13 protein-coding genes are annotated in these 23,560 nt (G+C 67.3%); 5 read left to right on the top strand and 8 right to left on the bottom strand.

The annotated features are described in order from the left end of the window. The first annotated feature begins 38 nt into the window (after positions 1-38). From mexE to B2X67_RS15910, 3 genes are all read left to right on the top strand, one after another. A complete protein-coding gene (gene mexE, locus B2X67_RS15900) occupies positions 39-1,262 on the top strand; it encodes a multidrug efflux RND transporter periplasmic adaptor subunit MexE (RefSeq protein ID WP_286786076.1) in 1,224 nt (407 codons plus the stop codon). 134 nt (positions 1,263-1,396) lie between these two features. Continuing rightward, the gene (locus tag B2X67_RS15905; RefSeq protein ID WP_286786077.1) at positions 1,397-4,573 is read left to right on the top strand and encodes an efflux RND transporter permease subunit; all 3,177 of its coding nucleotides are present in this window, start codon (positions 1,397-1,399) and stop codon (positions 4,571-4,573) included. Beyond that, positions 4,570-5,961, top strand: a complete 1,392-nt coding sequence (locus tag B2X67_RS15910) for an efflux transporter outer membrane subunit (protein WP_273230681.1) — start codon at positions 4,570-4,572, stop codon at positions 5,959-5,961. The genes B2X67_RS15905 and B2X67_RS15910 overlap by 4 nt, the downstream gene beginning before the upstream one ends. A gap of 226 nt (positions 5,962-6,187) precedes the next feature. Here B2X67_RS15910 and B2X67_RS15915 read toward each other — a convergent pair whose 3' ends face one another. Then, the gene (locus B2X67_RS15915) at positions 6,188-6,625 is read right to left on the bottom strand and encodes a PACE efflux transporter (RefSeq protein ID WP_273230758.1); all 438 of its coding nucleotides are present in this window, start codon (positions 6,623-6,625) and stop codon (positions 6,188-6,190) included. Between the two features lie 132 nt (positions 6,626-6,757). Between B2X67_RS15915 and B2X67_RS15920 the strand changes: the two genes are divergently transcribed. Next, positions 6,758-7,681, top strand: coding sequence for a LysR substrate-binding domain-containing protein (locus B2X67_RS15920; RefSeq protein ID WP_286786078.1), 924 nt, complete (start codon positions 6,758-6,760; stop codon positions 7,679-7,681). A 438-nt stretch (positions 7,682-8,119) separates the two neighbouring features. Here B2X67_RS15920 and B2X67_RS15925 read toward each other — a convergent pair whose 3' ends face one another. The 6 genes from B2X67_RS15925 to B2X67_RS15950 all read right to left on the bottom strand — a co-directional run bounded on the left by B2X67_RS15925 (position 8,120) and on the right by B2X67_RS15950 (position 18,868). After that, the gene (locus B2X67_RS15925) at positions 8,120-9,592 is read right to left on the bottom strand and encodes an efflux transporter outer membrane subunit (protein WP_273230678.1); all 1,473 of its coding nucleotides are present in this window, start codon (positions 9,590-9,592) and stop codon (positions 8,120-8,122) included. Next, positions 9,589-12,693, bottom strand: a complete 3,105-nt coding sequence (locus B2X67_RS15930) for an efflux RND transporter permease subunit (protein ID WP_273230676.1) — start codon at positions 12,691-12,693, stop codon at positions 9,589-9,591. The genes B2X67_RS15925 and B2X67_RS15930 overlap by 4 nt, the downstream gene beginning before the upstream one ends. Positions 12,694-12,712: 19 nt before the next feature. Continuing rightward, positions 12,713-15,814, bottom strand: a complete 3,102-nt coding sequence (locus B2X67_RS15935; RefSeq protein ID WP_286786079.1) for an MdtB/MuxB family multidrug efflux RND transporter permease subunit — start codon at positions 15,812-15,814, stop codon at positions 12,713-12,715. After that, positions 15,811-17,139, bottom strand: coding sequence for an MdtA/MuxA family multidrug efflux RND transporter periplasmic adaptor subunit (locus B2X67_RS15940; RefSeq protein ID WP_286786080.1), 1,329 nt, complete (start codon positions 17,137-17,139; stop codon positions 15,811-15,813). Before B2X67_RS15940 ends, B2X67_RS15935 begins: the two co-directional genes overlap by 4 nt. A gap of 202 nt (positions 17,140-17,341) precedes the next feature. Continuing rightward, complete coding sequence (gene tpx, locus B2X67_RS15945; protein WP_273230671.1) at positions 17,342-17,842, bottom strand: thiol peroxidase; 501 nt, start codon at positions 17,840-17,842, stop codon at positions 17,342-17,344. A 111-nt stretch (positions 17,843-17,953) separates the two neighbouring features. Further along, positions 17,954-18,868 (bottom strand): LysR family transcriptional regulator, encoded by a 915-nt coding sequence (locus B2X67_RS15950; RefSeq protein ID WP_273230669.1) that lies wholly within the window; start codon positions 18,866-18,868, stop codon positions 17,954-17,956. 110 nt (positions 18,869-18,978) lie between these two features. Here B2X67_RS15950 and B2X67_RS15955 point away from each other — a divergent pair, with 110 nt between their 5' ends. After that, a complete protein-coding gene (locus B2X67_RS15955) occupies positions 18,979-19,974 on the top strand; it encodes an aldo/keto reductase (protein WP_286786081.1) in 996 nt (331 codons plus the stop codon). Positions 19,975-20,017: 43 nt separating this feature from the next. On the opposite strand, the gene B2X67_RS15960 is transcribed toward B2X67_RS15955, so the two are convergent. Further along, positions 20,018-23,560 (bottom strand): translocation/assembly module TamB domain-containing protein (locus B2X67_RS15960; RefSeq protein ID WP_286786082.1); only part of this gene is annotated, 3,543 nt, incomplete at its 5' end.

Consider the following 23,560-nt stretch of genomic DNA (forward strand, 5'->3'; position numbering starts at 1 on the left):
CTCCGCTCCATTCAGCAATCGTCTGGCGGAGCAACCCTATGGAACAGTCAATCAATTCACTCTGGCGTCTGCCGCTGAGCCTCGCGGCTCTGCTGGTATTGACTGCCTGTGGCAAGAACACGGAAACCGCCCAGCAGATGCCGGTGCCGAAAGTCAGCGTCGCCGAGGTGATCGAACAACCGGTCAACGAGTGGGACGAGTTCACCGGTCGCCTGGAAGCCCCCGAGTCGGTGGAAATCCGTCCGCGCGTTTCCGGTTACGTCGACAAGGTGGCCTTCGAGGAAGGCTCGCTGGTGAAGAAAGGCGACCTGCTGTTCCAGATCGATCCGCGCCCCTTCCAGGCCGAGGTCGAACGCCTGCAGGCGCAACTGCAACAAGCCCGCGCCGCGCTGAGCCGCGCCGATAACGAAGCCCGTCGCGGCGACCGTCTGCGCCAGAGTAACGCGATTTCCGCCGAGCTCGCCGACGCCCGCACCAGCACCGCTGCCGAGGCCAAGGCCGCGGTCGCGGCCATCCAGGCGCAACTGGAAAACGCCCGCCTTGATCTCGGTTTCACCCGTGTCACCGCGCCCATCGACGGTCGCGTCGGTCGCGCCGAGATCACCGCGGGCAACCTGGTCAATGCCGGTCAGTCACTGCTCACCTCGCTGGTCTCGACCGACAAGGTGTATGCCTACTTCGACGCCGACGAACGCGCCTTCCTCAAGTATTCCGCCCTCGCCCGCAGCCGCGGCGCCGACACCCGCGATGCCAGCCCGGTCTACCTGGGCCTGACCAGCGAAGACGGCACCCCGCATCTGGGCCAGCTGGACTTCCTCGACAACCAGGTCAACCCGCGCACCGGCACCATCCGTGGTCGCGCCGTGTTCGACAACAAGGACGGCCAGTTCACCCCGGGCCTCTATGCGCGGCTCAAGCTGGTGGGTAGCAACACCTACGACGCCATGCTGATCCAGGATGTCGCCGTGGGCACCGACCTCGGCAAGAAATTCGTCCTGGTGCTCGATGCCGACAGCAAGGTCGCCTACCGGCCGGTCGAGCTGGGCCCCAAGCTGGAAGGTCTACGGATCGTCCGCAAGGGCCTGGAAAAGGGTGAGCGGATCGTCGTCAACGGCCTGCAGCGGGCATTCCCCGGTGCACCGGTGGACCCGGAAACCGTGCCGATGGCCAGCGAGCAGACACTCTCCGCGCTGAAAGAGCAACGCGAAGCCCTGGCCCAGCGGCCAGGCAAGCCGGAAGCGCTAAAGGTCAGCCTGAAGTAAGCCGTTCTGCCTCTCTTCGGAGAGGTCCGGACGGGTCGCCCGTCCGTTAACCACCTGGAATGCCTCCACCCGTTCTCTCGATCCGAGGGGGCGGGGAACGGCTGTGCCTGTTCGTTTCACAAAGGAATACCCCGATGAACTTCTCCCAGTTCTTCATCCAGCGGCCGATCTTCGCCGCGGTGCTGTCGCTGATCATCCTGATCGGCGGCGCCATCTCGCTGTTCCAGCTGCCGATCAGCGAGTACCCGGAAGTCGTGCCGCCCACCGTGGTGGTGCGCGCCAACTTCCCGGGCGCCAACCCCAAGGTGATCGGCGAAACCGTCGCCGCGCCGCTGGAACAGGCGATCACCGGCGTCGAAGGCATGCTCTACATGTCGTCCCAGGCCACCGCCGACGGCAAGATGACGCTGACCGTGACCTTCGCCCTCGGCACCGACCTGGACAACGCCCAGGTGCAGGTGCAGAACCGCGTGACGCGGACCCAGCCCAAGCTGCCCGAGGAGGTCACCCGGATCGGTATCACCGTGGACAAGAGCTCCCCCGAGCTGACCATGGTGGTCCACCTGACCTCGCCGGATGACCGCTACGACATGCTCTACCTGTCGAACTACGCGGTGCTCAACGTGAAGGACGAACTGGCCCGCCTCGGCGGCGTCGGTGACGTGCAGCTGTTCGGCCTTGGCGAGTACTCGCTGCGCGTGTGGCTGGATCCGGCCAAGGTCGCCCAGCGCAACCTGACCGCCACCGACGTGGTCACCGCGATTCGCGAGCAGAACCGCCAGGTCGCCGCCGGCCAGCTCGGCGCGCCGCCGTCGCCCGGCGACACCAGCTTCCAGCTGTCGGTGAACACCCAGGGTCGCCTGGTCAGCGAGGAAGAGTTCGAGAACATCATCATCCGCAGCGGCCCGAACGGCGAGATCACCCGCCTGCGCGACATAGCACGGGTCGAGCTGGGTTCCGCCCAGTACGCCCTGCGTTCGCTGCTGGACAACCAGCCGGCCGTCGCCATCCCGATCTTCCAGCGTCCGGGCTCGAACGCCATCGAGGTGTCCAACCAGGTCCGCGCTAAGATGGCTGAACTGAAGAAATCCTTCCCGCAGGGCATGGACTATTCGATCGTCTACGACCCGACCATCTTCGTTCGTGGTTCCATCGAGGCGGTGGTGCACACGCTGTTCGAAGCGCTGCTGCTGGTGGTGCTGGTGGTGATCCTGTTCCTGCAGACCTGGCGTGCCTCGATCATCCCGCTGGCCGCCGTGCCGGTCTCGCTGATCGGCACCTTCGCGGTCATGCACATGTTCGGCTTCTCGCTCAACGCGTTGTCTCTGTTCGGCCTGGTGCTGGCGATCGGCATCGTGGTGGACGACGCCATCGTGGTGGTGGAAAACGTCGAGCGGAACATCGGCCTCGGGCTGAAACCGGTCGAAGCGACCAAGAAAGCCATGGGCGAAGTCACCGGGCCGATCATCGCCACCGCGCTGGTGCTGTGCGCCGTGTTCGTGCCGACCGCGTTCATTTCCGGCCTCACCGGGCAGTTCTACAAGCAGTTCGCGCTGACCATCGCCATCTCGACGATCATCTCGGCGTTCAACTCGCTGACCCTCTCGCCTGCCCTGGCCGCGGTGCTGCTGCGTGACCACGATGCGCCGAAGGACCGCTTCTCGCGTGTCCTGGACACGATCTTCGGTGGCTGGCTGTTCCGTCCGTTCAACCGCTTCTTCGACCGCGCCAGCAACGGCTACGTCGGCACCGTGAAGCGCGTACTGCGCGGCAGCGGCATCGCCCTGGTGGTCTACCTCGGGCTGCTCGGCCTCGGCTGGGCGGGCTTCGCCAGCACGCCGACCGGTTTCGTGCCGCAGCAGGACAAGCAGTACCTGGTGGCCTTCGCCCAGTTGCCCGATGCGGCGAGCCTCGACCGCACCGAGTCGGTGATCCGCAAGATGTCCGAACTCGCCCTGAAGAACCCCGGCATCGACCACAGCGTTGCCTTCCCCGGCCTGAACATCAACGGCTTCACCAACAGCCCGAACAGCGGCGTGGTGTTCTTCGCGCTCAAGGATTTCGACCAGCGCAAGGACCCTTCGCTGTCCGCCGCCTCGATCGTCGCCGACATGAACGCGCAGTACGGCGGGATTCAGGATGCCTACATCGCGATCTTCCCGCCGCCGCCGGTAATGGGCCTGGGCACCATCGGGGGCTTCCGCCTGCAGGTGCAGGACCGCGGCAACCTCGGCTACGACGAGCTGTACAAGCAGACCCAGAACGTCATCAACAAGGCCCGTCAGCTGCCTGAACTGGCGCCCATGTCGGTGTTCTCCAGCTACCAGGTGAACGTGCCGCAGGTCGAGGCCGCAATCGACCGCGACAAGGCCAAGACCCACGGCGTGGCGATCAGCGACATCTTCGACACCCTGCAGGTCTACCTCGGTTCGCTGTACGCCAACGATTTCAACCGTTTTGGCCGGACCTACCAGGTCAACGTGCAGGCCGAGCAGCAGTTCCGCCTCGAGCCCGAGCAGATCGGCCAGTTGAAGGTGCGCAACGACCGTGGCGAGATGATCCCGCTGTCCAGCTTCGTCAAGGTCGACGGTACCTCCGGTCCCGACCGGGTCATGCACTACAACGGTTTCGTCACCGCCGAGATCAACGGTGCACCGGCGCCGGGCTATAGCTCCGGCCAGGCGGAAGCGGCGATCAGTCGCCTGCTCAAGGAAGAACTGCCGATCGGCATCACCTACGAGTGGACCGACCTGACCTACCAGCAGATTCTCGCCGGCAATACCGCGCTGTTCGTCTTCCCGCTCTGCGTGCTGCTGGCGTTCCTGGTGCTCGCGGCGCAGTACGAAAGCTGGAGCCTGCCGCTGGCGGTGATCCTGATCGTGCCGATGACGCTGGTTTCGGCGATCAGCGGGGTGATCCTCTCCGGTGGCGACAACAACATCTTCACCCAGATCGGATTGATCGTACTGGTGGGCCTGGCGTGCAAGAACGCGATCCTCATCGTCGAGTTCGCCAAGGACAAGCAGGAAGAAGGCATGGACCGCATGGCGGCGATCCTGGAAGCCTGCCGCCTGCGTCTGCGGCCGATCCTGATGACCTCCATCGCCTTCATCATGGGTGTGGTGCCGCTGGTGCTTTCCTCCGGCGCCGGCGCCGAGATGCGCCACGCCATGGGGGTCGCGGTGTTCTCCGGGATGCTCGGCGTGACCTTCTTCGGCCTGCTGCTGACCCCGGTGTTCTATGTACTGATCCGCGCCTTCGTCGAGAAGCGCGAGGCCCGCAAGGCCCGTTCGCAGGAGCTGCACGCATGAAAGCGATCTTCGCCCCTACCCTGCTCGTCCTCGCGCTGAGCGCCTGTGCGGTGGGCCCGGACTACAAGGCGCCGCAGACCGAGGCGGCGCTGGTCACCGCCGCGCAGAGCACGGACTATGACCACAGCCGCTTCGAGGCCGCCTGGTGGCAGCAGTTCGAGGACCCGATCCTCGATTCGCTGGTCACCGAGGCGCTCGGCCAGAACCGCGAGCTGCGCGTCGCCTTCGCCCGCCTCAAGGCGGCCCGGGCGATCCGCGACGACGTCGCCAACGACAACCTGCCCACCGTCACCAGCCGCGCCAGTTCGGAAATCGGCAAGGGCCAGCAGCCCGGGCAGACCTCCGACCGGGTCAACCTCGAGCGCTACGACCTGGGCCTGGACATGGCCTGGGAGGTCGACCTGTTCGGTCGTATCCAGCGCCAGCTGGAAGCCAGCGAAGCGCAGATCGAGGTCTCCGAAGCGGAGCTGTACCAACTGCAGGTCAGCCTGATCGCCGAACTGGTGGATGCCTACGGTGACCTGCGCGGTGCCCAGCTGCGCGAGCAGATCGCCAGCGACAACCTGAAGAACCAGCGCGCCTCGCGTGGCGTCACGGTCGACCTGCGCGACGCCGGCGTCGGCAGCGAGCTGGACGTGTTGCGTTCCGATGCGCGGGTCGCCGCCGTCGAGGCCAGCCTGCCGGTGCTGCAGGCCGAACAGGTCCGCGCGCGCAACCGCATCGCCACCCTGCTCGGCCAGCGTCCTGCCGAGCTGACCGTGGACCTCTCGCCGAAGAAGCTGCCGAGCATTTCCAAGGCGCTGCCGGTGGGCGATCCGGCCGAGCTGCTGCGCCGTCGTCCGGACGTGCGTGCCGCCGAGCGCCAATTGGCGGCCTCCACCGCCAACATCGGCGTGGCCACCGCGGACCTGTTCCCGCGGGTCAGCCTGTCCGGGTTCCTCGGCTTCACCGCCGGCCGCGGCTCGCAGATCGGCTCCAGCGCGGCGCAGGCCTGGGGCCTCGGCCCGACGATCACCTGGGCGGCCTTCGACCTCGGCAGCGTGCGTGCCCGTCTGCGCGGCGCCAAGGCCGACAGCGAAGGCGCGCTGGCCAACTACGAGCAGCAGGTGCTGTTGGCGCTGGAAGAGTCGGAGAACGCCTTCAGCGACTACGGCAAGACTCAGCAACGCCTGCTCGCGCTGATCCGCCAGTCCGAAGCCAGCCGCGCGGCGGCCGAGCAGGCCGGCATCCGCTATCGCGAAGGCACCGTCGATTTCCTCGTGCTGCTGGACGCTGAACGCGAGCGCCTGGCCGCCGAAGACGCGCAGGCGCAGGCCGAGATCGACCTCTATCGCGGCATCGTTTCCATCTACAAGGCCCTTGGCGGCGGGTGGCAACTGCAGGGCTGATCGAGCTCCTCCGAGCCGGCTGCCCCTGGCCGGCTTTTTCCAACCTCACGGATACCGCTCCTGGCCGTGGGGTTTTTTTTGGGCTTGGGAAAGGTGAAGCCTGCTCGGCGTAACGCGGTGCGCGCGGCGCACCCTACGGGCAGCGGAGCACGACGTAGGGTGCGCCATGCGCACCGGGGACCACTTCGCATGATTCGGTGCGCACGGCGCACCCTACGGCGGACGCTCAGGCACACCCCGGCACGTCGCGCGCCGAGTCCGGCACGCCGAACAGGCGGTCGAAACACCACTGGAAGACGAACGCGTAGGCGAAGAAGAACGCCAGCAGACCAATATCGGTGAACAGCGCGGCGACCAGGCTGATCTCCAGCCACCAGGCCATCACCGGGACCAGCAGCAGGGTCAGGCCGCCCTCGAAACCCAGCGAATGCAGCAGGCGCCGGCGCAGGGTGCGTTCGCGACTCGGCTGGCGCGCTTCCCAGCGCTCGAACAGGGCGTTGAACAGCATGTTCCAGGACATCGCGATGGATGACAGCATCACCGCCAGAATCCCCGAATAACTCATGCTGCGGTCGAAGGCGAACGCGATCGCGGGCGACACGAAACCCATCGCGCAAAGCTCGTAAAGCAGCGCCTGGACGACCTTTCGTTTGGTGCCTTGCATGATTTCATCTCCACGTTCGGTGCTGCGCGGCGAATCAGCTGCGCTCATGGACGAGACTCTATGTGGGCGGTGCGCGAGGGACAAATGAGCTGTAGTCTCTTCAGGTTAATTAAAATCATCCGAGGGATTGCCGTGTTCGCCCGTTTGCCGCTCACCGCCCTGCGCACCTTCGAGTCCGCCGCGCGCCTCGCCAGCTTCAAGGGCGCCGCCGAAGAGCTCTGCGTCACCCCCACCGCGGTGTCCCACCAGATTCGTGCGCTGGAGGAACTGCTCGGGGTCTCGCTGTTCGAGCGCCTTGGCCGGCGCGTCAGCCTCAGCGCCGACGGCGAGCGCCTGCAGCGCAGCCTGCACGGCGCCTTTCTGGAGATCAGCCGCAGCCTGGAAAGCTTCCAGCCGGTGGGCCGCGACGACAGCCTGAGCCTGACCACCACCCCGGCGTTCGCGGCGCTCTGGCTGATTCCCCGCCTCGGCCGCTTCTACCGCAAGCACCCGCAGATCCGTGTGCGCATCGAGACCAGCAACGGCCTCGCCGACCTGCAGCGCGATGCCAGCATCGACCTGGCGATCCGCTGCGGTTTCGAGGAGGTTCCGCAGTTGCTGCGCTTCCCGCTGATGAGCGAACACTTCTGCGCCTACGGCACGCCGCAGTTGCTGGCGAGCCTGCCGGAAGCCGGGGTGGAGCTGATCAACGTGGCCTGGACCACGCCGCAGGTCGGCGAGCTGCCGAGCTGGGAAGACTGGAACGCGGCCATCGGCGAGGACTGGGTGGCGCAGGCCGCGCGGCGCGATTACCCGGACGAGCACTATGCGCTGCAGGCGGCGATCTCCGGCCAGGGCCTGGTGCTGGCCAGCTCGGTGCTGGCCTCGGACAGCGTCGCCACTGGCCTGCTGCAGCCCTATCGCAGCGACGTCACCCTGCCCGGCCCGCAGTACCGCGCGGTGTGCGTACCCGGACGGGAGCGGCAACCGGCGGTGCAGGCGTTCCTGCGCTGGATCGAGAAGGAAGCGGCGGAGGACGGAAGTGGGGTCGTGGCTGAAGTGCGGATGGTGGGCTGACGTGCAGAATGGTGGGCTGAAGCCCACCCTACGGTTGCCGGGGCGTGTAGGGTGGGCTTCAGCCCGCCCTACGGTTGCTCGGGTGTGTGGGGTGTGCTTCAGCCCACCGCTGCCCCTGCAGAGGTTCCCCTGTTACCTCGCCGTCGGCTCTTCGCTCAACTGGTCCGAACTCCAGCCGCCGCCCAGCGCGGCGATCAGTGCGGATGGTGGGCTGAAGCCCACCCTACGGTTGCTCGGGTGTGTAGGGTGGGCTTCAGCCCACCGCTGCCGCGCAGAGGTTTCCCGTTACTTCGCCGCCGGCTCTTCGCTCAATCGGTCCGAACTCCAGCCGCCGCCCAGCGCGGCGATCAGTACGGATGGTGGGCTGAAGCCCACCCTACGGTTGCTCGGGTGTGTAGGGTGGGCTTCAGCCCACCGCTGCCCCGCAGAGGTTTCCCGTTACTTCGCCGCCGGCTCTTCGCTCAACTGGTCCGAACTCCAGCCGCCGCCCAGCGCGGCGATCAGTTGCACGCTGGCGGTAAGCCGGCTGCCCAACAGGGTCAGGTTGGTGCGCTCGTTGGACAGCGTGGTGGCCTGCACGCTGACGACGTCGTTGTAATCCACGGTGCCGGCCTTGTACTGGTTTTCGATCAGGCGGAGGGATTCGCGGGCGGCGTCGAGGGCCTCGCGCTGGTAGCCGGATTCGCGCTCGAGCACCTGCAGCTGCACCAGGTAGTCCTCCACCTCGCGGAAGCCGTCGAGCACTGCCTGGCGATACTGCGCGACGGTCTGATCGTAGCCGGCGCGGCTGCGCTCCAGTTCGGCGGCGCGGGCGCCGCCGTCGAACAGGGTCAGTGCCAGGGACGGGCCGAGCGACCAGAAGCGGTTCGGCACGTTGATCCAGTCGGCGAAGCTGTCGTTGCGGTAGCCGCCGTTGGCGGACAAGCTCAGGTCGGGGAAATAGGCGGCCTTGGCCACGCCGATCTGCGCGTTGGCGGCGATCACGCTGCGCTCGGCGGAGGCGATGTCCGGGCGTCGCTCGAGCAGTTCCGAGGGCAGTTCCAGGGGAACCGCCGGCAGCTGTGGAATCGACTCGCGCACGGCGATGGAAAACTCCGCCGGCGGCGCGCCGGTGAGCACGGCGATGGCGTGTTCCAGCTGCGCGCGTTGCCAGTCGAGGTCGATGGACTGCGCCTGGGTACTTTTCAGCTGGGTCAGCGCCTGGCTGACGTCGGACTTCGGCACGATGCCGGCGTTGTACTGGTTCTGGGTCAGCCGCAGCGAGCGCTGATAGGCCGCCACGGTGGCATCCAGCAGGCGCTTCTGCTCATCCATCACGCGCAGTTGCAGGTAGTTCTGCACCAGTTCCGATTGCAGGCTCAGGCGCGCCGCCGCGAGGTCGGCGAGGCTCGCCTCGGCGCTCGCGCGGTCGGCCTCCAGCCCACGGCGCAGGCGGCCCCAGACGTCCAGCTCCCAGCTCACCCCGAGATTCGCGTTGTAGCTCTTGGAGATGCCGCCGCCGCCCGAGCTGGTGATCACCGAACCGTCCGAGGTGCGCACCGTGTTGCTGCCGCCGCCCTGCCCCGAACGGGTCATGCTGGTGTTCGCCGACAGCGTCGGATAGAACGCCGCCCGCGCGCTTTGCACCAGGGCGCGCGCCTGGCGGTAGGCGGCCTCGGACGCGGCGACGTTCTGGTTGGAGACGTTGAGCTTCTCCACCAGCGTATTCAGCTCGGCGTCGCCATACAGCTCCCACCAGGCGCCCCGCTCCAGCGCATCGGCCGGCGCCGCGGCTTTCCAGCCCTGCGCCTGCTTGAACTGTACCGGGGTGTCCACGGACGGCCGCTGGTAGTCCGGCCCCAGGGCGCAGCCGGACAGCAGTACGAACAGGGCGAGCGCGACGGGACGAAGCGGCGGGTGCGAAAGGCTCATAGCGGAGTATCCAGGGCGGCATCGGTACGCACGCCGCGCCAGCGATTGAAGCGGTGGCGCAGGCGGTCGAGGGACAGGTAGACCACCGGGGTGGTGTAGAGGGTGAGGATCTGGCTCAGCACCAGACCGCCGACGATGGTGACACCCAGCGGCTGGCGCATTTCCGCGCCCTCGGTGCCGCCGATCAGCAGCGGCAAGGCGCCGAGGATCGCCGCCAGCGTGGTCATCAGGATCGGCCGCAGGCGCAGCAGGCAGGCCTGGCGGATCGACTCCGCCGGCGACTGCCCCTCGCGTTCCAGTTGCAGCGCGAGGTCGATCATCATGATCGCGTTCTTCTTGACGATGCCGATCAGCAGAAACAGCCCGAGCAGCGAGATGAGGCTGAACTGGCCGCGGATCAGGATGATCGTCAGCAGCGCGCCGACCCCGGCCGACGGCAGCGTCGAGAGGATGGTCAGCGGGTGGATGTAGCTTTCGTAGAGGATGCCGAGCACCAGGTAAACCAGCACCAGCGAGGCCAGGATCATCCACGGCTGGTTCTGCTGGGTGCTCTTGAAGGCGTCGCCGGCGCCGCCGAGGCGGCCGATCACTTCGGTGGGCATGCCGATCGCCGCCACCGCCTTGTCGATGGCGACGGTGGCCGCATCCAGGCTGACGCCGGGCGCCAGGTCGAAGGAAATCGCTTCCGAGGCGAACTGGCCCTCATGGTTGACCCGGTCGTCCGCCAGGCTGTTGGCGTAGCTGGCCACCGCCGACAGCGGAACGCGCCCACCCTCCGCGGTAACCAGATAGACCTGTTCCAGGGTCTTCGGGTCCTGGGCGTATTTCGGGTTGACCTCCATCACCACCTGGTACTGGTTGAGGCTGTCGTAGATGGTGGAAATCTGCCGCTGGCTGTAGGCGTTGTTCAGCGCGGCGCTGACCATCGCCATGTCCACGCCGAGGCGACGGGCTTCGTCGCGATTGACCTGCAGGGTCACCTGCTGGGTGCCGCCACCGTCATTGGCGTCGATCGCGGTCAGTTCGGGCAGCGCCTTGAGCGCCGCCGCGACCTGCGGCAGCCATTTGCGCAGCAGGCTCAGCTCGTCGGTCTGCAACAGGTACTGGTACTGCGAGCTGTCCTGCTCGCGCGAGCCGCCGAACATCAGGTCCTGGTCCGCCATCAACATCAGCCGGCCGCCGGGAACCTTGGGCATGTTCTTGCGCAGCCGCTCGATGACCTGCTGCGCGGACAGCGAACGTTCCTTCATAGGTTTCAGCCGGACGATCATGAAGGCGTTGTTGGTCCCGCCGTTGCCGCCGATGAAGCCGGCGACGCTTTCCACCGCGGGGTCCTTGAGCAGCGAGCGGCGGAAGGTCTCCATCTTCGGCTGCATGACGCTGAACGAGAGGCCGTCGTCGCCGCGGATGAAACCGGTCAGCTGGCCGGTGTCCTGCTGCGGCATGAAGGTCTTCGGCACCGCGACGTACAGGTAGACGTTGAGCACCACCGTGGCCAGCAGGCTCAGCAGCGTCAGCTTCGGATGGCGCAGCACCCAGCCCAGCGTGCGGTCGTAGAAGCGCACCAGGCGCTGGTGTTGCGCCTCGCTCCAGCGTTGCAGGCGGCTTTGCCGTGCCGGGTCGTGGGGTTTCAGCCAGCGCGCGCAGAGCATCGGCGTGAGCGTCAGCGAGACCACCAGCGAGACGATGATCGCCGCCGCCAGGGTGATCGAGAACTCCTTGAACAGCTGGCCGACGATGCCGCCCATGAACAGGATCGAGACGAACACCGCGACCAGCGACAGGTTCATCGACAGCAGGGTGAAACCGACTTCCTTGGTGCCCAGCAGCGCCGCGCGAAACGGCGGCTCGCCGTTGTCGATGTGCCGGGCGATGTTCTCCAGCACCACGATGGCGTCATCCACCACCAGCCCGGCGGCGAGGATCAGCGCCATCAGCGACAGCGTGTTCAGCGAGAAGCCGGCCAGGTGCATCACGGCGAAGGTGCCGATCAGCGACACCGGCACGGCCAGGGCCGGAATCAGCGAGGCGCGCAGGTTGCCCAGCGACAGGAACACCACCAGGATCACCAACGCCACGGCGATCAGCAGGGTGCGCTCGGCTTCGTGCAGGGTCGCGCGGATGGTCGCCGAGCGGTCCATCGCCAGGTTCAGCTTGACGCTCGCCGGGAGCACCGCCTGCAACGCCGGAAGCTGGTCCTTGATCGACCGGATGGTCTCGATGATGTTCGCCCCGGCCTGCCGGTTGACCACCAGCAGCACGGCCGATTCGTCGTTGTAGAAGCCACTGTTGTAGCGGTCCTCGACGCCGTCGCTGACCTTCGCCACATCGCGCAGGCGCAGCGCCGCGCCGTCCTGGTAATGGATGATCACCGGCTCGTAGTCGGCGGCGCGCTCGAGCTGGTCGTTGGCCTGGATCTGCCAGTTGTGCTGGTCGTTCTCCACCGCGCCGACCGGCCGCCGCACGTTGGCGGCGGTGATCGCGCTGCGCACCTCGTCGAGGGAAACCCCGTACTGGTAGAGCAGCTGCGGCTCCAGCTCGACGCGCACCGCCGGCAATGAGCTGCCGCCGATCTGCACTTCGCCGACGCCGGTCACCTGCGACAGGCTCTGCGCCAGGATGGTCGAGGCCAGGTCGTACAGCTGGCCCTTCTGTAGCACGTCGGAGGTCAGCGAGAGCACCATGATCGGCGCTTGCGAAGGGTTCACCTTGCGGTAGGTGGGCATGCTGCGCATGCCGCTGGGCAACAGGTTGCGCGAGGCGTTGATGGCCGCCTGCACGTCGCGCGCGGCGCCGTTGATGTCCCGGTCCGCCTCGAACTGCAGGATGATCCGCGTCGAGCCCTGGCTGGTGCGGCTGGTCATCTGGGTGATGCCGGCAATGCTGCCGAACGAGCGCTCCAGCGGCGTGGTGACGCTGGACGCCATGATCTCCGGGCTCGCCCCCGCCAGGTTGGCCTGCACGGTGATCACCGGGAAGTCGATCTGCGGCAGCGGCGCCACCGGCAGCAGGCCGAAGCTGAGGCTGCCGAGCAGGAGGATCGCCAGGCTCAGCAGCATGGTCGCCACCGGCCGGCGGATGAAGGGCGCGGAAAGGTTCATCGCAGGGTCATCGACGCGTTCATGCCGGAACCTCGCCTTCTTCGCCTCGTGGCCGGCGGAAACGCGTGGCCAGGCGGTCGAAGTACAGGTAGATCACCGGCGTGGTGAACAGCGTCAGCACCTGGCTGACCAGCAGCCCGCCGACCATCACCAGGCCCAGCGGCTGGCGCAGCTCCGCGCCCGAACCGCTGGCGAGCATCAGCGGCACCGCGCCGAACAGCGCCGCCAGGGTGGTCATGAGGATCGGCCGGAAGCGCAGAAGCGCCGCCTGGTAGATCGCCGCTTCCGGTGCCATGCCCTGGTGGCGTTCGGCGTCGAGGGCGAAGTCGATCATCATGATCGCGTTCTTCTTGACGATGCCGATCAGCAGCATGATGCCGATGATCGCGATCAGTCCGAGGTCGTTGCCGGTCAGCAGCAGCGCGAGCAACGCGCCGACACCGGCCGACGGCAGCGTCGAGAGGATGGTGATCGGATGCACATAGCTCTCGTAGAGCACGCCGAGCACGATGTACATGGTCACCACCGCCGCCAGGATCAGCAGCAGGGTCGACGACAGCGAGGCGCGGAAGGCCTCGGCGGCGCCCTGGAAGCGGCTCTGCACGCCGGCCGGCATGCCGATTTCCTGCTGGGTGCGCTCGATCACTTCGACCGCCTTGCCCAGCGATACGCCGTCGGCGAGGTTGAACGACAGCGTGCTGGAGGGGAACTGGCCGATGTGGTTGATCACCAGTTGCGCCTGCCGCTCCTCGATCCGCGCCAGGCTCGACAGCGGCACCTGGGTGCCCTCGCGGGTGGCGACATGGATCTGCCCCAGCGCCTGCGGGCCGATCTGCTCGCCGGCGGCCGCCTGCAGCACCACGCGGTACTGGCTGGACTGGGTGAAGATGGTGGAGATCTGGCGCTGGCCGAAGGCGTCGTAAAGCGCATCGGTGATCGCGCTCATGTTCACCCCGAGCCGGCTGGCGAGGTCGCGATCGACGTTCAGGTAGACCTGCAGCCCTTTGCCCTGCAGGTCGCTGGCGACATCGGTGAGTTCGGGCTGGCGGCGCAGCGCGTCCACCAGCTTGCCGTTCCATTCGCTGAGCAGCTCGGTGTCCGGTGACTCCAGGCTGAACTGGAACTGGGTGCGGCTGACCCGGTCCTCGATGGTCAGGTCCTGGACCGGTTGCAGGTACAGGCGGATGTCGCTGAGCCGCGCCAGCTTCGGTTGCAGGCGCTCGATCACCTGGGTGACGCTGACGTCGCGCTCGGCGTGCGGTTTCAGGTTGATCAGCAGGCGACCGCTGTTCAGCGTGACGTTGTCGCCGTCGACGCCGATGTAGGACGACAGGCTGGCGACCGCCGGGTCCTCAAGGATCAGCCGCGACAGCTCCTGCTGGCGCTCGCTCATGGCGCGGAACGACACCGACTGCGGCGCCTCGGAAATGCCCTGGATGACCCCGGTGTCCTGCACCGGGAAGAAGCCCTTGGGCACCGCCAGGTAGAGCACCACGGTCAGGCCGAGGGTGGCCACGGCCACCAGCAGGGTCAGCGGCTGATGCCTGAGCACCCAGCGCAGGCCGCCGGAATAGCGCTCGATCAGCCAGTCGATCCAGGCACCGCTGGCGCGGTAGAAACGGCCCTGCTCGGCTTCCGGCGGTTCGCGCTTGAGCAGCCGTGCGCACATCATCGGCGTCAGCGTCAGCGAAACCACCAGGGAAATCAGGATCGCCACCGCCAGCGTGATGGCGAATTCGCGGAACAGCCGGCCGACCACGTCGGCCATGAACAGCAGCGGAATCAGTACGGCGATCAGCGAGAAGGTCAGCGAGATCAGGGTGAAACCGATCTGCCGCGCGCCCTTCAGCGCCGCCTGCAGCGGCGAGTCGCCCTCCTCCACGAATCGCGCGATGTTCTCCAGCATGACGATGGCGTCGTCCACCACGAAACCGGTGGCGATGGTCAGCGCCATCAGCGTCAGGTTGTTCACCGAGAAACCGGCGAGGTACATCACGCCGAAGGTGCCGACCAGCGACAGCGGCACGGCGATCGACGGAATGATGGTCGCCGAGAAGCGCCGCAGGAACAGGAAGGTGACCATCACCACCAGTGCGATGGAAAGCAGCAGCTCGTGCTGCACGTCCCTGACCGCCGTGCGCACGGTCTGCGTGCGATCGGTGAGCACGGCGACGTCGAGCCCCGAAGGCAGGGTCGAGGTGATCGCCGGCAGCAGCGCCTTGATCCGGTCGACCACCTGGATGACGTTGGCGCCGGGCTGGCGCTGGATGTTGATCAGCACGGCCTGGTTCTGGTTGGCCCAGGCGGCGAGGCGCTCGTTTTCAGCGCCACTGACGACCTCCGCCACGTCGCGCAGGCGCAGCGCGGCGCCGGCGTTGTAGCCGAGGATCAGGTTGGCGTACTCCTCGGGCGAGCGCAGCTGGTCGTTGGCATCGAGCATCGAGGTGCGCGTGGGGCCGTCGAAGTTGCCCTTCGGCTGGTTGACGTTGGACGAGGTGATCAGCGTGCGCACGTCGGACAGGTTCAGTCCGGCGGCGGCCAGCGCCTGCGCGTTGACCTTCACCCGCACCGCCTGGCGCTGGCCGCCGGCGAGGCTGACCATGCCGACGCCGTTCACCTGGGAGAGCTTCTGCGCCATGCGCGTGTCGACCAGGTCGTGCAGCTTGGGCAACGGCATGGTCTTGGAGCTGACCGCCACGGTAAGCACCGGGGTGTCGGCCGGGTTGACCTTGTTGTACACCGGCGGCGCCGGCAGGTCGTTAGGCAGCAGGTTGCTGGCGGAATTGATCGCCGCCTGCACTTCCTGCTCGGCGACATCCAGGTCCATCGCCAGGCTGAAACGCAGGGTGATCACCGAGGCGCCGCCGGAGCTGGTCGAGGACATCTGCGCGAGCCCCGGCATCTGCCCGAACTGGCGCTCCAGCGGCGCGGTGACCGCGCTGGTCATGACGTCCGGGCTGGCGCCGGGGTATAGCGTGAGGACGCGGATGGTCGGGTAGTCCACCTGCGGCAACGCCGACACCGGCAGCATGCGATAGGCGATCAGCCCGGCGAGGAGGATCGCCAGCATGCTCAGCGTGGTGGCGACCGGACGCAGTATGAACAGCCGCGAGACGTTCATCGGGCGTCTTTCGCCGCCGCGTCGGGAGCGCCCGCAGGGGCTTTCGGCGAGCCCTGCAGTTGCTCGCTGGGTGAGGTCGGCATGGCGTCGCTGTCATGCACCACCAGCACCTTGCTGCCTTCGCGCAGGCGGTCGGTACCCTCCAGTACGACACGGTCGCCGCTGGCCAGGCCTTCGAGGATCACCGTATTGGCACCGTCGTTGGGGCCGACCTTGAGCGTGCGGATGGTGACCTTGTCGTCGCCGTCCATGACGTAGGCGAAGGAGCCGGCATTGCCGAACTGCACCGCCGGGGTCGGCACCAGCACCACGTTGCGCAGCGTATCGGCGAGTACCCGCACGTTGACGAACTGGTTGGGGAACAGGGTTTCCTGGTCGTTGCCGAAGCGCGCCTTGAACTTCAGGGTGCCGGTGGTGGTGTCGATCTGGTTGTCCAGGCTCTGCAGCACGCCTTCGGCCTGCAGGCGGGTTTCGGCGCGGTCCCAGGCCTCGACGCGGAGCTTCTCGCCTGCGCGGAAGCGCTGGACCACCGTGGGCAGCTCGTTTTCCGGCAGGGTGAAGGCGACGCTGATCGGCTGCGTCTGGGTGATGGTCACCAGCGCGGTGGTGTCGCTGGAGCCGACCAGATTGCCGACGTCGACCTGGCGCAGGCCCAGGCGGCCGGAGATGGGCGCGCGCACGTTGGTGAAGTCGAGGTTCAGCTTGGCCTGGTTTACCGCCGCCTGGTTGCCCTGCAGCGTGCCTTTGTACTGATTGACCAGTGCTTCCTGGGTGTCCAGCGTCTGCTTGGCAATGCTGTCTTCGGCATACAGCCCGCGGTAACGGTCGTAGTCGATCTGCGCGTTCTTCAGCTGCGCCTGGTTTTCCGCCAGGGTGCCCTGGGCCTGCTGCAGGGCGATCTGGTAGGTGCGCGGGTCGATCACCGCCAGCAGGTCGCCTGCCTTGACCTTCTGCCCTTCCTCGAACGCCACCTTGACCAGCTCGCCGTCGACCCGGCCACGCACGCTCACCGTGTTCAGCGCGGTAACGGTGCCGAGCGCCTTGTAGTAGACGGGAAAGTCACCCTGCCGGGCGGCAGCCACGCGTACCGGGGTCGGCTCGTTGTTGAACAGCCCGCCGCCCGGACCTCCCATGCCGCCGGGACCGCGGCCGACGCCGGCTCCACCGGGGCCCCGGCGGCTGGTGTGCTGCGCCGCATCGGTAGACGTGGAGCTGGCGGGCCAGAATTTCCAGGCCACGGCGGCCAGCAGTAGGAGGACGACGATACCGATCAGCCAGGCGCGCGGGCGACGGTAAAACGCGGGGGGCGGCGTTTGCTCGGACATGAATAGGATTCGGAATTTGAAGGAGCCTGAACGATAAGGACTGTTGCCCCCGATGCAAAGGCTCTTTACCGCCTATTTACCCTTTACTTGCCTCGCCAAGTGTATGAGCTGAAAACAAAAAGTTTCCGCGCAGGGACAACGGTTCAGACGCCGGCAAAAAAACGGCCCGCCGCGGCGGACCGTTCGGTCGGCACCCGGCGTATCAGCCGAGTACGCCGATGGCGGCCTGGTAGTCCGGCTCCTGGCCGATCTCGGGGACCAGCTCGCTGTGCAGCACCTGGTCGTTCTCGTCCAGCACCACGACCGCGCGGGTCGCCAGGCCCACCATCGGACCGCTGGCGATGGCCACGCCGTAGTCGCGGAGGAACGCCTGGCCGCGCAGGGTCGACAGGTTGACCACGTTCTCCAGCCCTTCGGCGCCGCAGAAGCGCTTCTGCGCGAACGGCAGGTCGGCGGAGATACATAGCACCACGGTGTTGTTCAGCTTGCTGGCCTCGGCGTTGAACTTGCGTACCGAGGTGGCGCAGGTCGGCGTATCGACGCTGGGGAAGATGTTCAGCACTTTACGTTTTCCGGCGAAGTCCTTGAGGGTCACATCGGCGAGATCGCCATTGACCAGGCTGAATGCGGGCGCGGCCTGGCCGACCTTCGGCAGCTCGCCGTCGATGTCCACGGGGCTGCCGCGGCGGGTCACTTGGGGCATGGGAGGTTTCCTTCTTGTGGGGAGGATGGAGCGCCCAGTAAATCATGCCCGCGCCAGAAAATGGCAGGTCGCGCGGCCGGGAAAGCGTGCGTTTTCGCCTGTTTTCAGTCGTCAGGGGTTCGGCCGCGCCATCCAGTCGGGTTGTTCGAACAGCTCCACCAGCCAGTCGACGAACACCCTCACCCGCCGCGACAGCTGGCGATGCGGCGGGTAGACCACGCTCAGCGGGTAGGCCGGCGGCCTGCAGTCGGCGAGGACTTCCACCAGGCTGCCGGCGCGCAGTTGTTCGGTGACGTGGTAGACCGGCACCTGGATCAGCCCCAAACCGGCTTCGCAGGCGGCGACGTAGGCATCCGCCCCGTTCACCGCGATCTGCGCGGGCAGACGCCGCGTCTGCGTTCCGCCGGACATCTGGAACTCCAGCTCGAAGCGCTGGCCGCTGGAGCCGATGAAGTCGATGGCGCGATGGCCGTCGAGCTGCGCCAGCGTGCGCGGCACGCCATGGGCGGCGAGGTACGCCGGGCTGGCGCAGGTGACTTGGGTCAGCTGCGTCACCGGCCGCGCCACCAGCCCCGGGTCCAGCGGCGCACCGCCGCGCAGCACGCAGTCGACGCCTTCGCGGATCAGGTCGAGGGTGCGGTCCGAGGTGCCCACTTCCAGCTCGATCTGCGGGTAGCGGCTGCAGAACGCCGGGAGTCGCGGGATCACCACCAGCCGCGCCAGCGAATGCGACAGGTCGATGCGCAGCTTGCCTCGCGGGTTGCGCCGCGCCTCGGAAAACGAGCCCTCGGCGTCGTCCAGGTCCGCCAGTAGGCGCACGCAGCGCTCGTAGAACTCGGCGCCATCCACGGTCGGGCTGACCTGGCGCGTGGTGCGCTGCAGCAATTGCACGCCGAGGTGGCTTTCCAGCTGCTTGATCAACTGGCTGGCGGACGCCGGAGCCAGCCCGAGGCTTTCGCCGGCACGGCCGAAGGCGCCCATTTCGACGATGCGGGTGAACAGCTGCATGGCGAGAAAGCGGTCCATCTGCCGATCCACTATGTAGAAATTACGAATAGTCAATACATTTTTGGTGGGTTTATCCAGCCAGGAGCGAGGCAGACACTGGACCGACATTTCCCACGGAGAACCCCTCGATGAAGACTCGCCAACTGGGCCGCGACGGCCCGCAGGTTTCCGCCATCGGCCTTGGCTGCATGGGCATGAGCGATTTCTACGGCGCCGGACGCGACGAAGCGGAATCCGTCGCTACCCTGCACCGCGCGCTGGAACTGGGGGTCAGCCTACTCGACAGCGCCGACATGTACGGGCCGTTCAGCAACGAGGAAATGATCGGCAAGGCGATTCGCGGCAAACGCGACCAGGTATTCCTCGCCAGCAAGTTCGGCATCCTCCGCGACCCGGCCAACCCGGCGCTGCGCGGTGTCAGCGGACGCCCGGAGTACGTGCGCTCCTCCATTGAAGGCAGCCTCAAGCGTTTGCGCGTCGACCACCTCGACCTCTATTACCAGCACCGTATCGATCCGCAGGTGCCGATCGAGGAAACCGTGGGCGCCATGGCCGCGCTGGTGAAGGAAGGCAAGGTGCGCTACCTCGGCCTCAGCGAGGCGTCGGCGGCGACCCTGGAGCGCGCCCATGCCGTACATCCGATCAGCGCGCTGCAAAGCGAGTACTCGCTGTGGACGCGCGACCCGGAAAGCAACGGCACGCTGGCGGCGTGCAGGCGCCTGGGCATCGCCTTCGTGCCCTACAGCCCGCTGGGGCGCGGCTTCCTCACCGGTGCGCTGACCTCGCCGGAAGACTTCGCCGAGGACGATTACCGGCGCTTCAGCCCGCGCTTCCAAGGCGAGAATTTCACCCGCAACCTGCTGCTGGTGGAGAAGGTGAAGGCGATGGCCGAAACCAAGGGCGTGACGCCTTCGCAACTGGCCCTGGCATGGGTCCTGGCCCAGGGCGACGATCTCATCCCGATTCCCGGCACCAAGCGGCGCACGTACCTGGAAGAAAACGTGGGCGCGCTGGACGTCGTGCTGAGCGCGGCCGAGCGGGCGCAGATCGACGCGATCTTCCCGGCCGATGCGGTGGCCGGCGGGCGCTATCCGGAACAGGTGATGAAGATGCTCGACGTTTAGACGGCAGTATCGCCGACCATAGAGTTCCGGACGCTCGTGTCGATCAGAAGTCGCGCTTGTAGAACAGGTCCAGCGAGCTGGCCAGCCCGCTGGCGACTTCGAGGTACAGGCGCCTGGTCAGTTCGTAACGCAGTGCCACGGTATTCGCCGGCTCGAACACGCCGACGCCGTAGCGCAGGCTGAGGCGATCGGTGAGGCTGCCGCTGGCCACCACGCTGGTGGTGTTGCCGGTGCCTTCGGTGTCGAGCTGGAAGTTCTCGATGCCGAGGTTGCGCGCCAGGCCGCCGGTAATCGAGGCACTCTGCGCCAGGCCCAGACCGAGGGCGGCTTCGGCGAGCATGTTGCTGTCGCCGCTGTCACCGCCCAAGGGGCGACCCAGCACCAGGTAGGACAGCGCCTGCTCCTGGCTCATCGCCGGTTCCGAAAACACTTCGCTACGTGGCGCGGCGGCGCTGCCGGTGAGGCGGATGCCGGCGGTGACTTCGTCGACCACGCGCACCGCCTCCACGTCGAGATAGGGCTGGTCGATCGGCCCGGTGAACAGCAGGCGCGCGCGGCGGATGGTCAGGCGCTGGCCGTAGGCGCGGTAGCGGCCCTTGTTCAGACTCAGCTCGCCCCGCGTGTCGAGATTGTCGCCAACGTGAATCTGCCCCGCCAGCTCGGCATTCAGGCCAAAGCCGCTGAAAGTCAGCTTGTCTTCGCCGACCGCCACGTCGACGCTCATCCGCAGAGCCGGCGATGCGCCCTTGACCGGCGCCTCCGCGCCGACGATTTCGGCGTCCGCCGAGACCTTCACGGTGGACGGCGGCAGCTCGCGAACGATGATGCTGCCGCGGGGCACCCGTACCTTGCCGCTGAGCGCCAGTTGCTCGCCATCGAAGGCGACCTGCAGGTCGGGCGCCACTTCCAGGTCGGCATAGGGCGCCACCGATACCGGCAGGCGGTCGCCCCGAATGCGCAGGTCGAGGTCCAGCGTACGACTCCAATCCAGCGATCCGCTGATGCTGCCCTGCCCTTCGCGACCGGCACTCCAGTCGCCACTGAGCTGCAGGTTTTCCCCGGCGATCAGCGCCTGGACCTGGAGGTTTTCCAGGCGCGTCGGAAGTTCCGCCCCGGACACGTGGCCGCCGCGCAGTTGCAGGCGACCGTCGATGCGTGGCTCCTGCAGATCGCCGGACAAGGTGCCGGAACCGTCCAGATAGCCTTCGAGGCGCTCGACCATGGGCACGAACGGCCGCGCCACCGACAGGTCGAGGCCACTGAGGGAAAACTCTCCGCGCAGTGGTTTGTTTGCCGCCCGAGGGTCGATGCGCGCGTGCAGCGAAAGCTCGCCCAAGGGGCCGCCGGCAAAACTCAGCTGGGTGTCTACCCGGCTGGGTTGCAGTTGGCTGTCCAGGCTCAGCTGCCGGTAGGGAAAATCCACCCAGTCGTCGCCATCGCGCACGCGCAGGGTGCCGTTGCCGGCGTCGACAAGAATGTGGCCGCTGGGGCCGGCGGCCGGCAGGTCGAGCTGCAGGTCGGCGTTCAGCTTGCCCTTCCAGGCGAAGTCTTCGGGGAGGAACTGCGCCAGCCCCTCGAGGGCGAAATTGCGCAGGTGATAGCGCAGTCTGGGTTCCGGCATCAGCCGCTGTTCCTCGCCGCACAGGCTGGCGTCGCCATAGGCCCAGCAGTGTGCGCCCAGCTCCAGCCGGCCATCGGCACGGCGCTCCAGGCGGGCGGGCGTGCGCAGCGTCCAGGTCTGGCCGCCGGCGGCGACTTCGCCGTTGCCGAGCTGGCCGCGCCAGTGCCATCCCTTCGTCCCATCGCCATCCAAGCGCCCGGACAGGCCAAGCGCGGTACGCAGCAGCGGACCGACCAGGCTCAGGTCGAGGCGCTGATCCTTGCGGTCGCCCTGCCCGGTCAGGCGCAGATCGCCCAGCGCGGTGTCGCCCGAGTGGATATCACGGGCGTTCAGCGTCAGCGTGCCGCGCTGCGCCGCATCGAGCGTGGCCTGCAGATCCAGCGTGGCCAGGCGGCGGTCGCCGAACGACAGCGTCTGCCCCTTCAGCGCCAATCGGCCCTGGGGGGCCGCGAGGCTGCCAGCCAGGTTCAACGTGCCGTTCAGCGCGCCCTGCAGCTCGGGCCACAGCTGGCCCAGACGCGGTAGATCGAGCGCAAGTTGCCCCTGCAAGCGTTGATCCAGCTGGCCCTTGCCCTGCACCCGGTTGTCGCCCACACGCAGGTCGAGGTTGGCCAGGTTCCAGCGCTCGCCGGCGCCCTCTGCGGCGAGTTGCAGCCGGGTCGTCTGCCCGCGCAGCCGGCCGTCCAGTCGCAGGTCGGCGTTCAGTGCCAGTTCGCCATTCGTCAGGCTGCCTTCGCTGCGCAGCGGACCGGCCAGGCTACCGGGCAGCTCGGCGAGCCAGTAGGACGGATCGAACCGGTCGAGCTGCAGCGCCGCCTTCCAGGCGATGCCCTCGGCGAAGCCGAGGTTCAACTGCCCTTCGGCGTTGCCCTGCCCGGCCACCAGGCGCAGTGAAGGCAAATTCAGCTGTTCGAGGTCGCCGCTCAGCGGGCTGCTGAGGCTGAAGGGCCCCGCCGGCCCCAGCAGGTCGGCGGCGAAGTTGCCCAGGTAACTGCCGTTGTCGTAATGCAGATCGCCCTTGAAGGTCTTCAGCGCCACCGGCGGTTCGTCGATTTCGGCATACAGCCGGCGCCAGGGGAAATCCTGCCAGTCGATGTGCGCATCGGCGATCAGCCCTTCGCGCCAGTCCAGCTCGCCCGTCAGCGCCAGACGCTGCTTCGCGCTCGCCGTGAGGTCGAGCGCCTCGATACGCGCGCCCTCGGCGGTGACATGGCCGTTGAGGCCAAGGCTGATCGGCCGTTCCTGAGCTGGCAGTTGGGCGTTGCCGAGCACCTGATAACCGGCGGCGAGATCGCCCTCGGCGGTCAGCTCCAGATCGTTCAGGACCAGAGTATCCGGCAGTTCCGCGCTGGCCTTGAAGCTCGGCACCACGACCCGCAGGCGCGCCGGAAGGTGTTCGGCCAGCGGGCTCACCCGGCCGTCCAGCCGGCCCTGCAGGTAGCCGCTGCTGTCGGCGTGCAGGCTCAGTTCGCGTTGCAGGTCGCCATCGACGGTGATCGCCAGCGTCCACGGCTGCTCCCCCGGTGCCGGCAGCGACAGCGAGCCCTCGGCCTTCAGCGGCCAGTCGCCGGTGGGCGTGAGCAGGCCTTGCAGGTGCAGGGAAAGCGCATCGCGCTGCACGCTCAGCGAGTCGATGCGCAGGCCCTCGTCGGTCCATTGCCCGGCCAGACGCAGGCCGCGCAATTCTTCCTGTCCGTCCAGCAGCAGGCTGCCAATCTGAACCTCGCCCAGACGCAGGGATAGCGGCAGGCCGATATCCGGCAGTCCACCCGGGCCTTCTTCGTCGTCTGTGGACGGCGGCAAGGCGAGGATCACCTGCTCGGCGACCACGCGGTCCAGGCACAACGTCAGGCGCAGCAGGCAGCCCGGCGACCAGTCCAGCTGCGGCGCGACCAGCTCGACGCGTCGTTCGCCCTGCGTCCAGACCAGCCGCTCGGCGCGCCAGGCGCCGCCGAGCCGGCCGTC

This window comes from Pseudomonas sp. UBA3153 (assembly GCF_002364635.1).
In the GTDB taxonomy this organism is placed as follows: Bacteria; Pseudomonadota; Gammaproteobacteria; order Pseudomonadales; family Pseudomonadaceae; genus Pseudomonas_O; species Pseudomonas_O kuykendallii.

Excerpts from the sequence above, each read along its gene's own strand:
- B2X67_RS15910 (WP_273230681.1), top strand. The coding sequence starts at position 4,570 with ATGAAAGCGATCTTCGCCCCTACCCTGCTCGTCCTCGCGCTGAGCGCC.
- B2X67_RS15950 (WP_273230669.1), bottom strand. The coding sequence starts at position 18,868 with ATGGACCGCTTTCTCGCCATGCAGCTGTTCACCCGCATCGTCGAAATG.
- B2X67_RS15940 (WP_286786080.1), bottom strand. The coding sequence starts at position 17,139 with ATGTCCGAGCAAACGCCGCCCCCCGCGTTTTACCGTCGCCCGCGCGCC.
- B2X67_RS15925 (WP_273230678.1), bottom strand. The coding sequence starts at position 9,592 with ATGAGCCTTTCGCACCCGCCGCTTCGTCCCGTCGCGCTCGCCCTGTTC.
- B2X67_RS15935 (WP_286786079.1), bottom strand. The coding sequence starts at position 15,814 with ATGAACGTCTCGCGGCTGTTCATACTGCGTCCGGTCGCCACCACGCTG.
- B2X67_RS15930 (WP_273230676.1), bottom strand. The coding sequence starts at position 12,693 with ATGAACCTTTCCGCGCCCTTCATCCGCCGGCCGGTGGCGACCATGCTG.
- mexE (WP_286786076.1), top strand. The coding sequence starts at position 39 with ATGGAACAGTCAATCAATTCACTCTGGCGTCTGCCGCTGAGCCTCGCG.
- B2X67_RS15955 (WP_286786081.1), top strand. The coding sequence starts at position 18,979 with ATGAAGACTCGCCAACTGGGCCGCGACGGCCCGCAGGTTTCCGCCATC.
- B2X67_RS15915 (WP_273230758.1), bottom strand. The coding sequence starts at position 6,625 with ATGCAAGGCACCAAACGAAAGGTCGTCCAGGCGCTGCTTTACGAGCTT.
- B2X67_RS15905 (WP_286786077.1), top strand. The coding sequence starts at position 1,397 with ATGAACTTCTCCCAGTTCTTCATCCAGCGGCCGATCTTCGCCGCGGTG.
- tpx (WP_273230671.1), bottom strand. The coding sequence starts at position 17,842 with ATGCCCCAAGTGACCCGCCGCGGCAGCCCCGTGGACATCGACGGCGAG.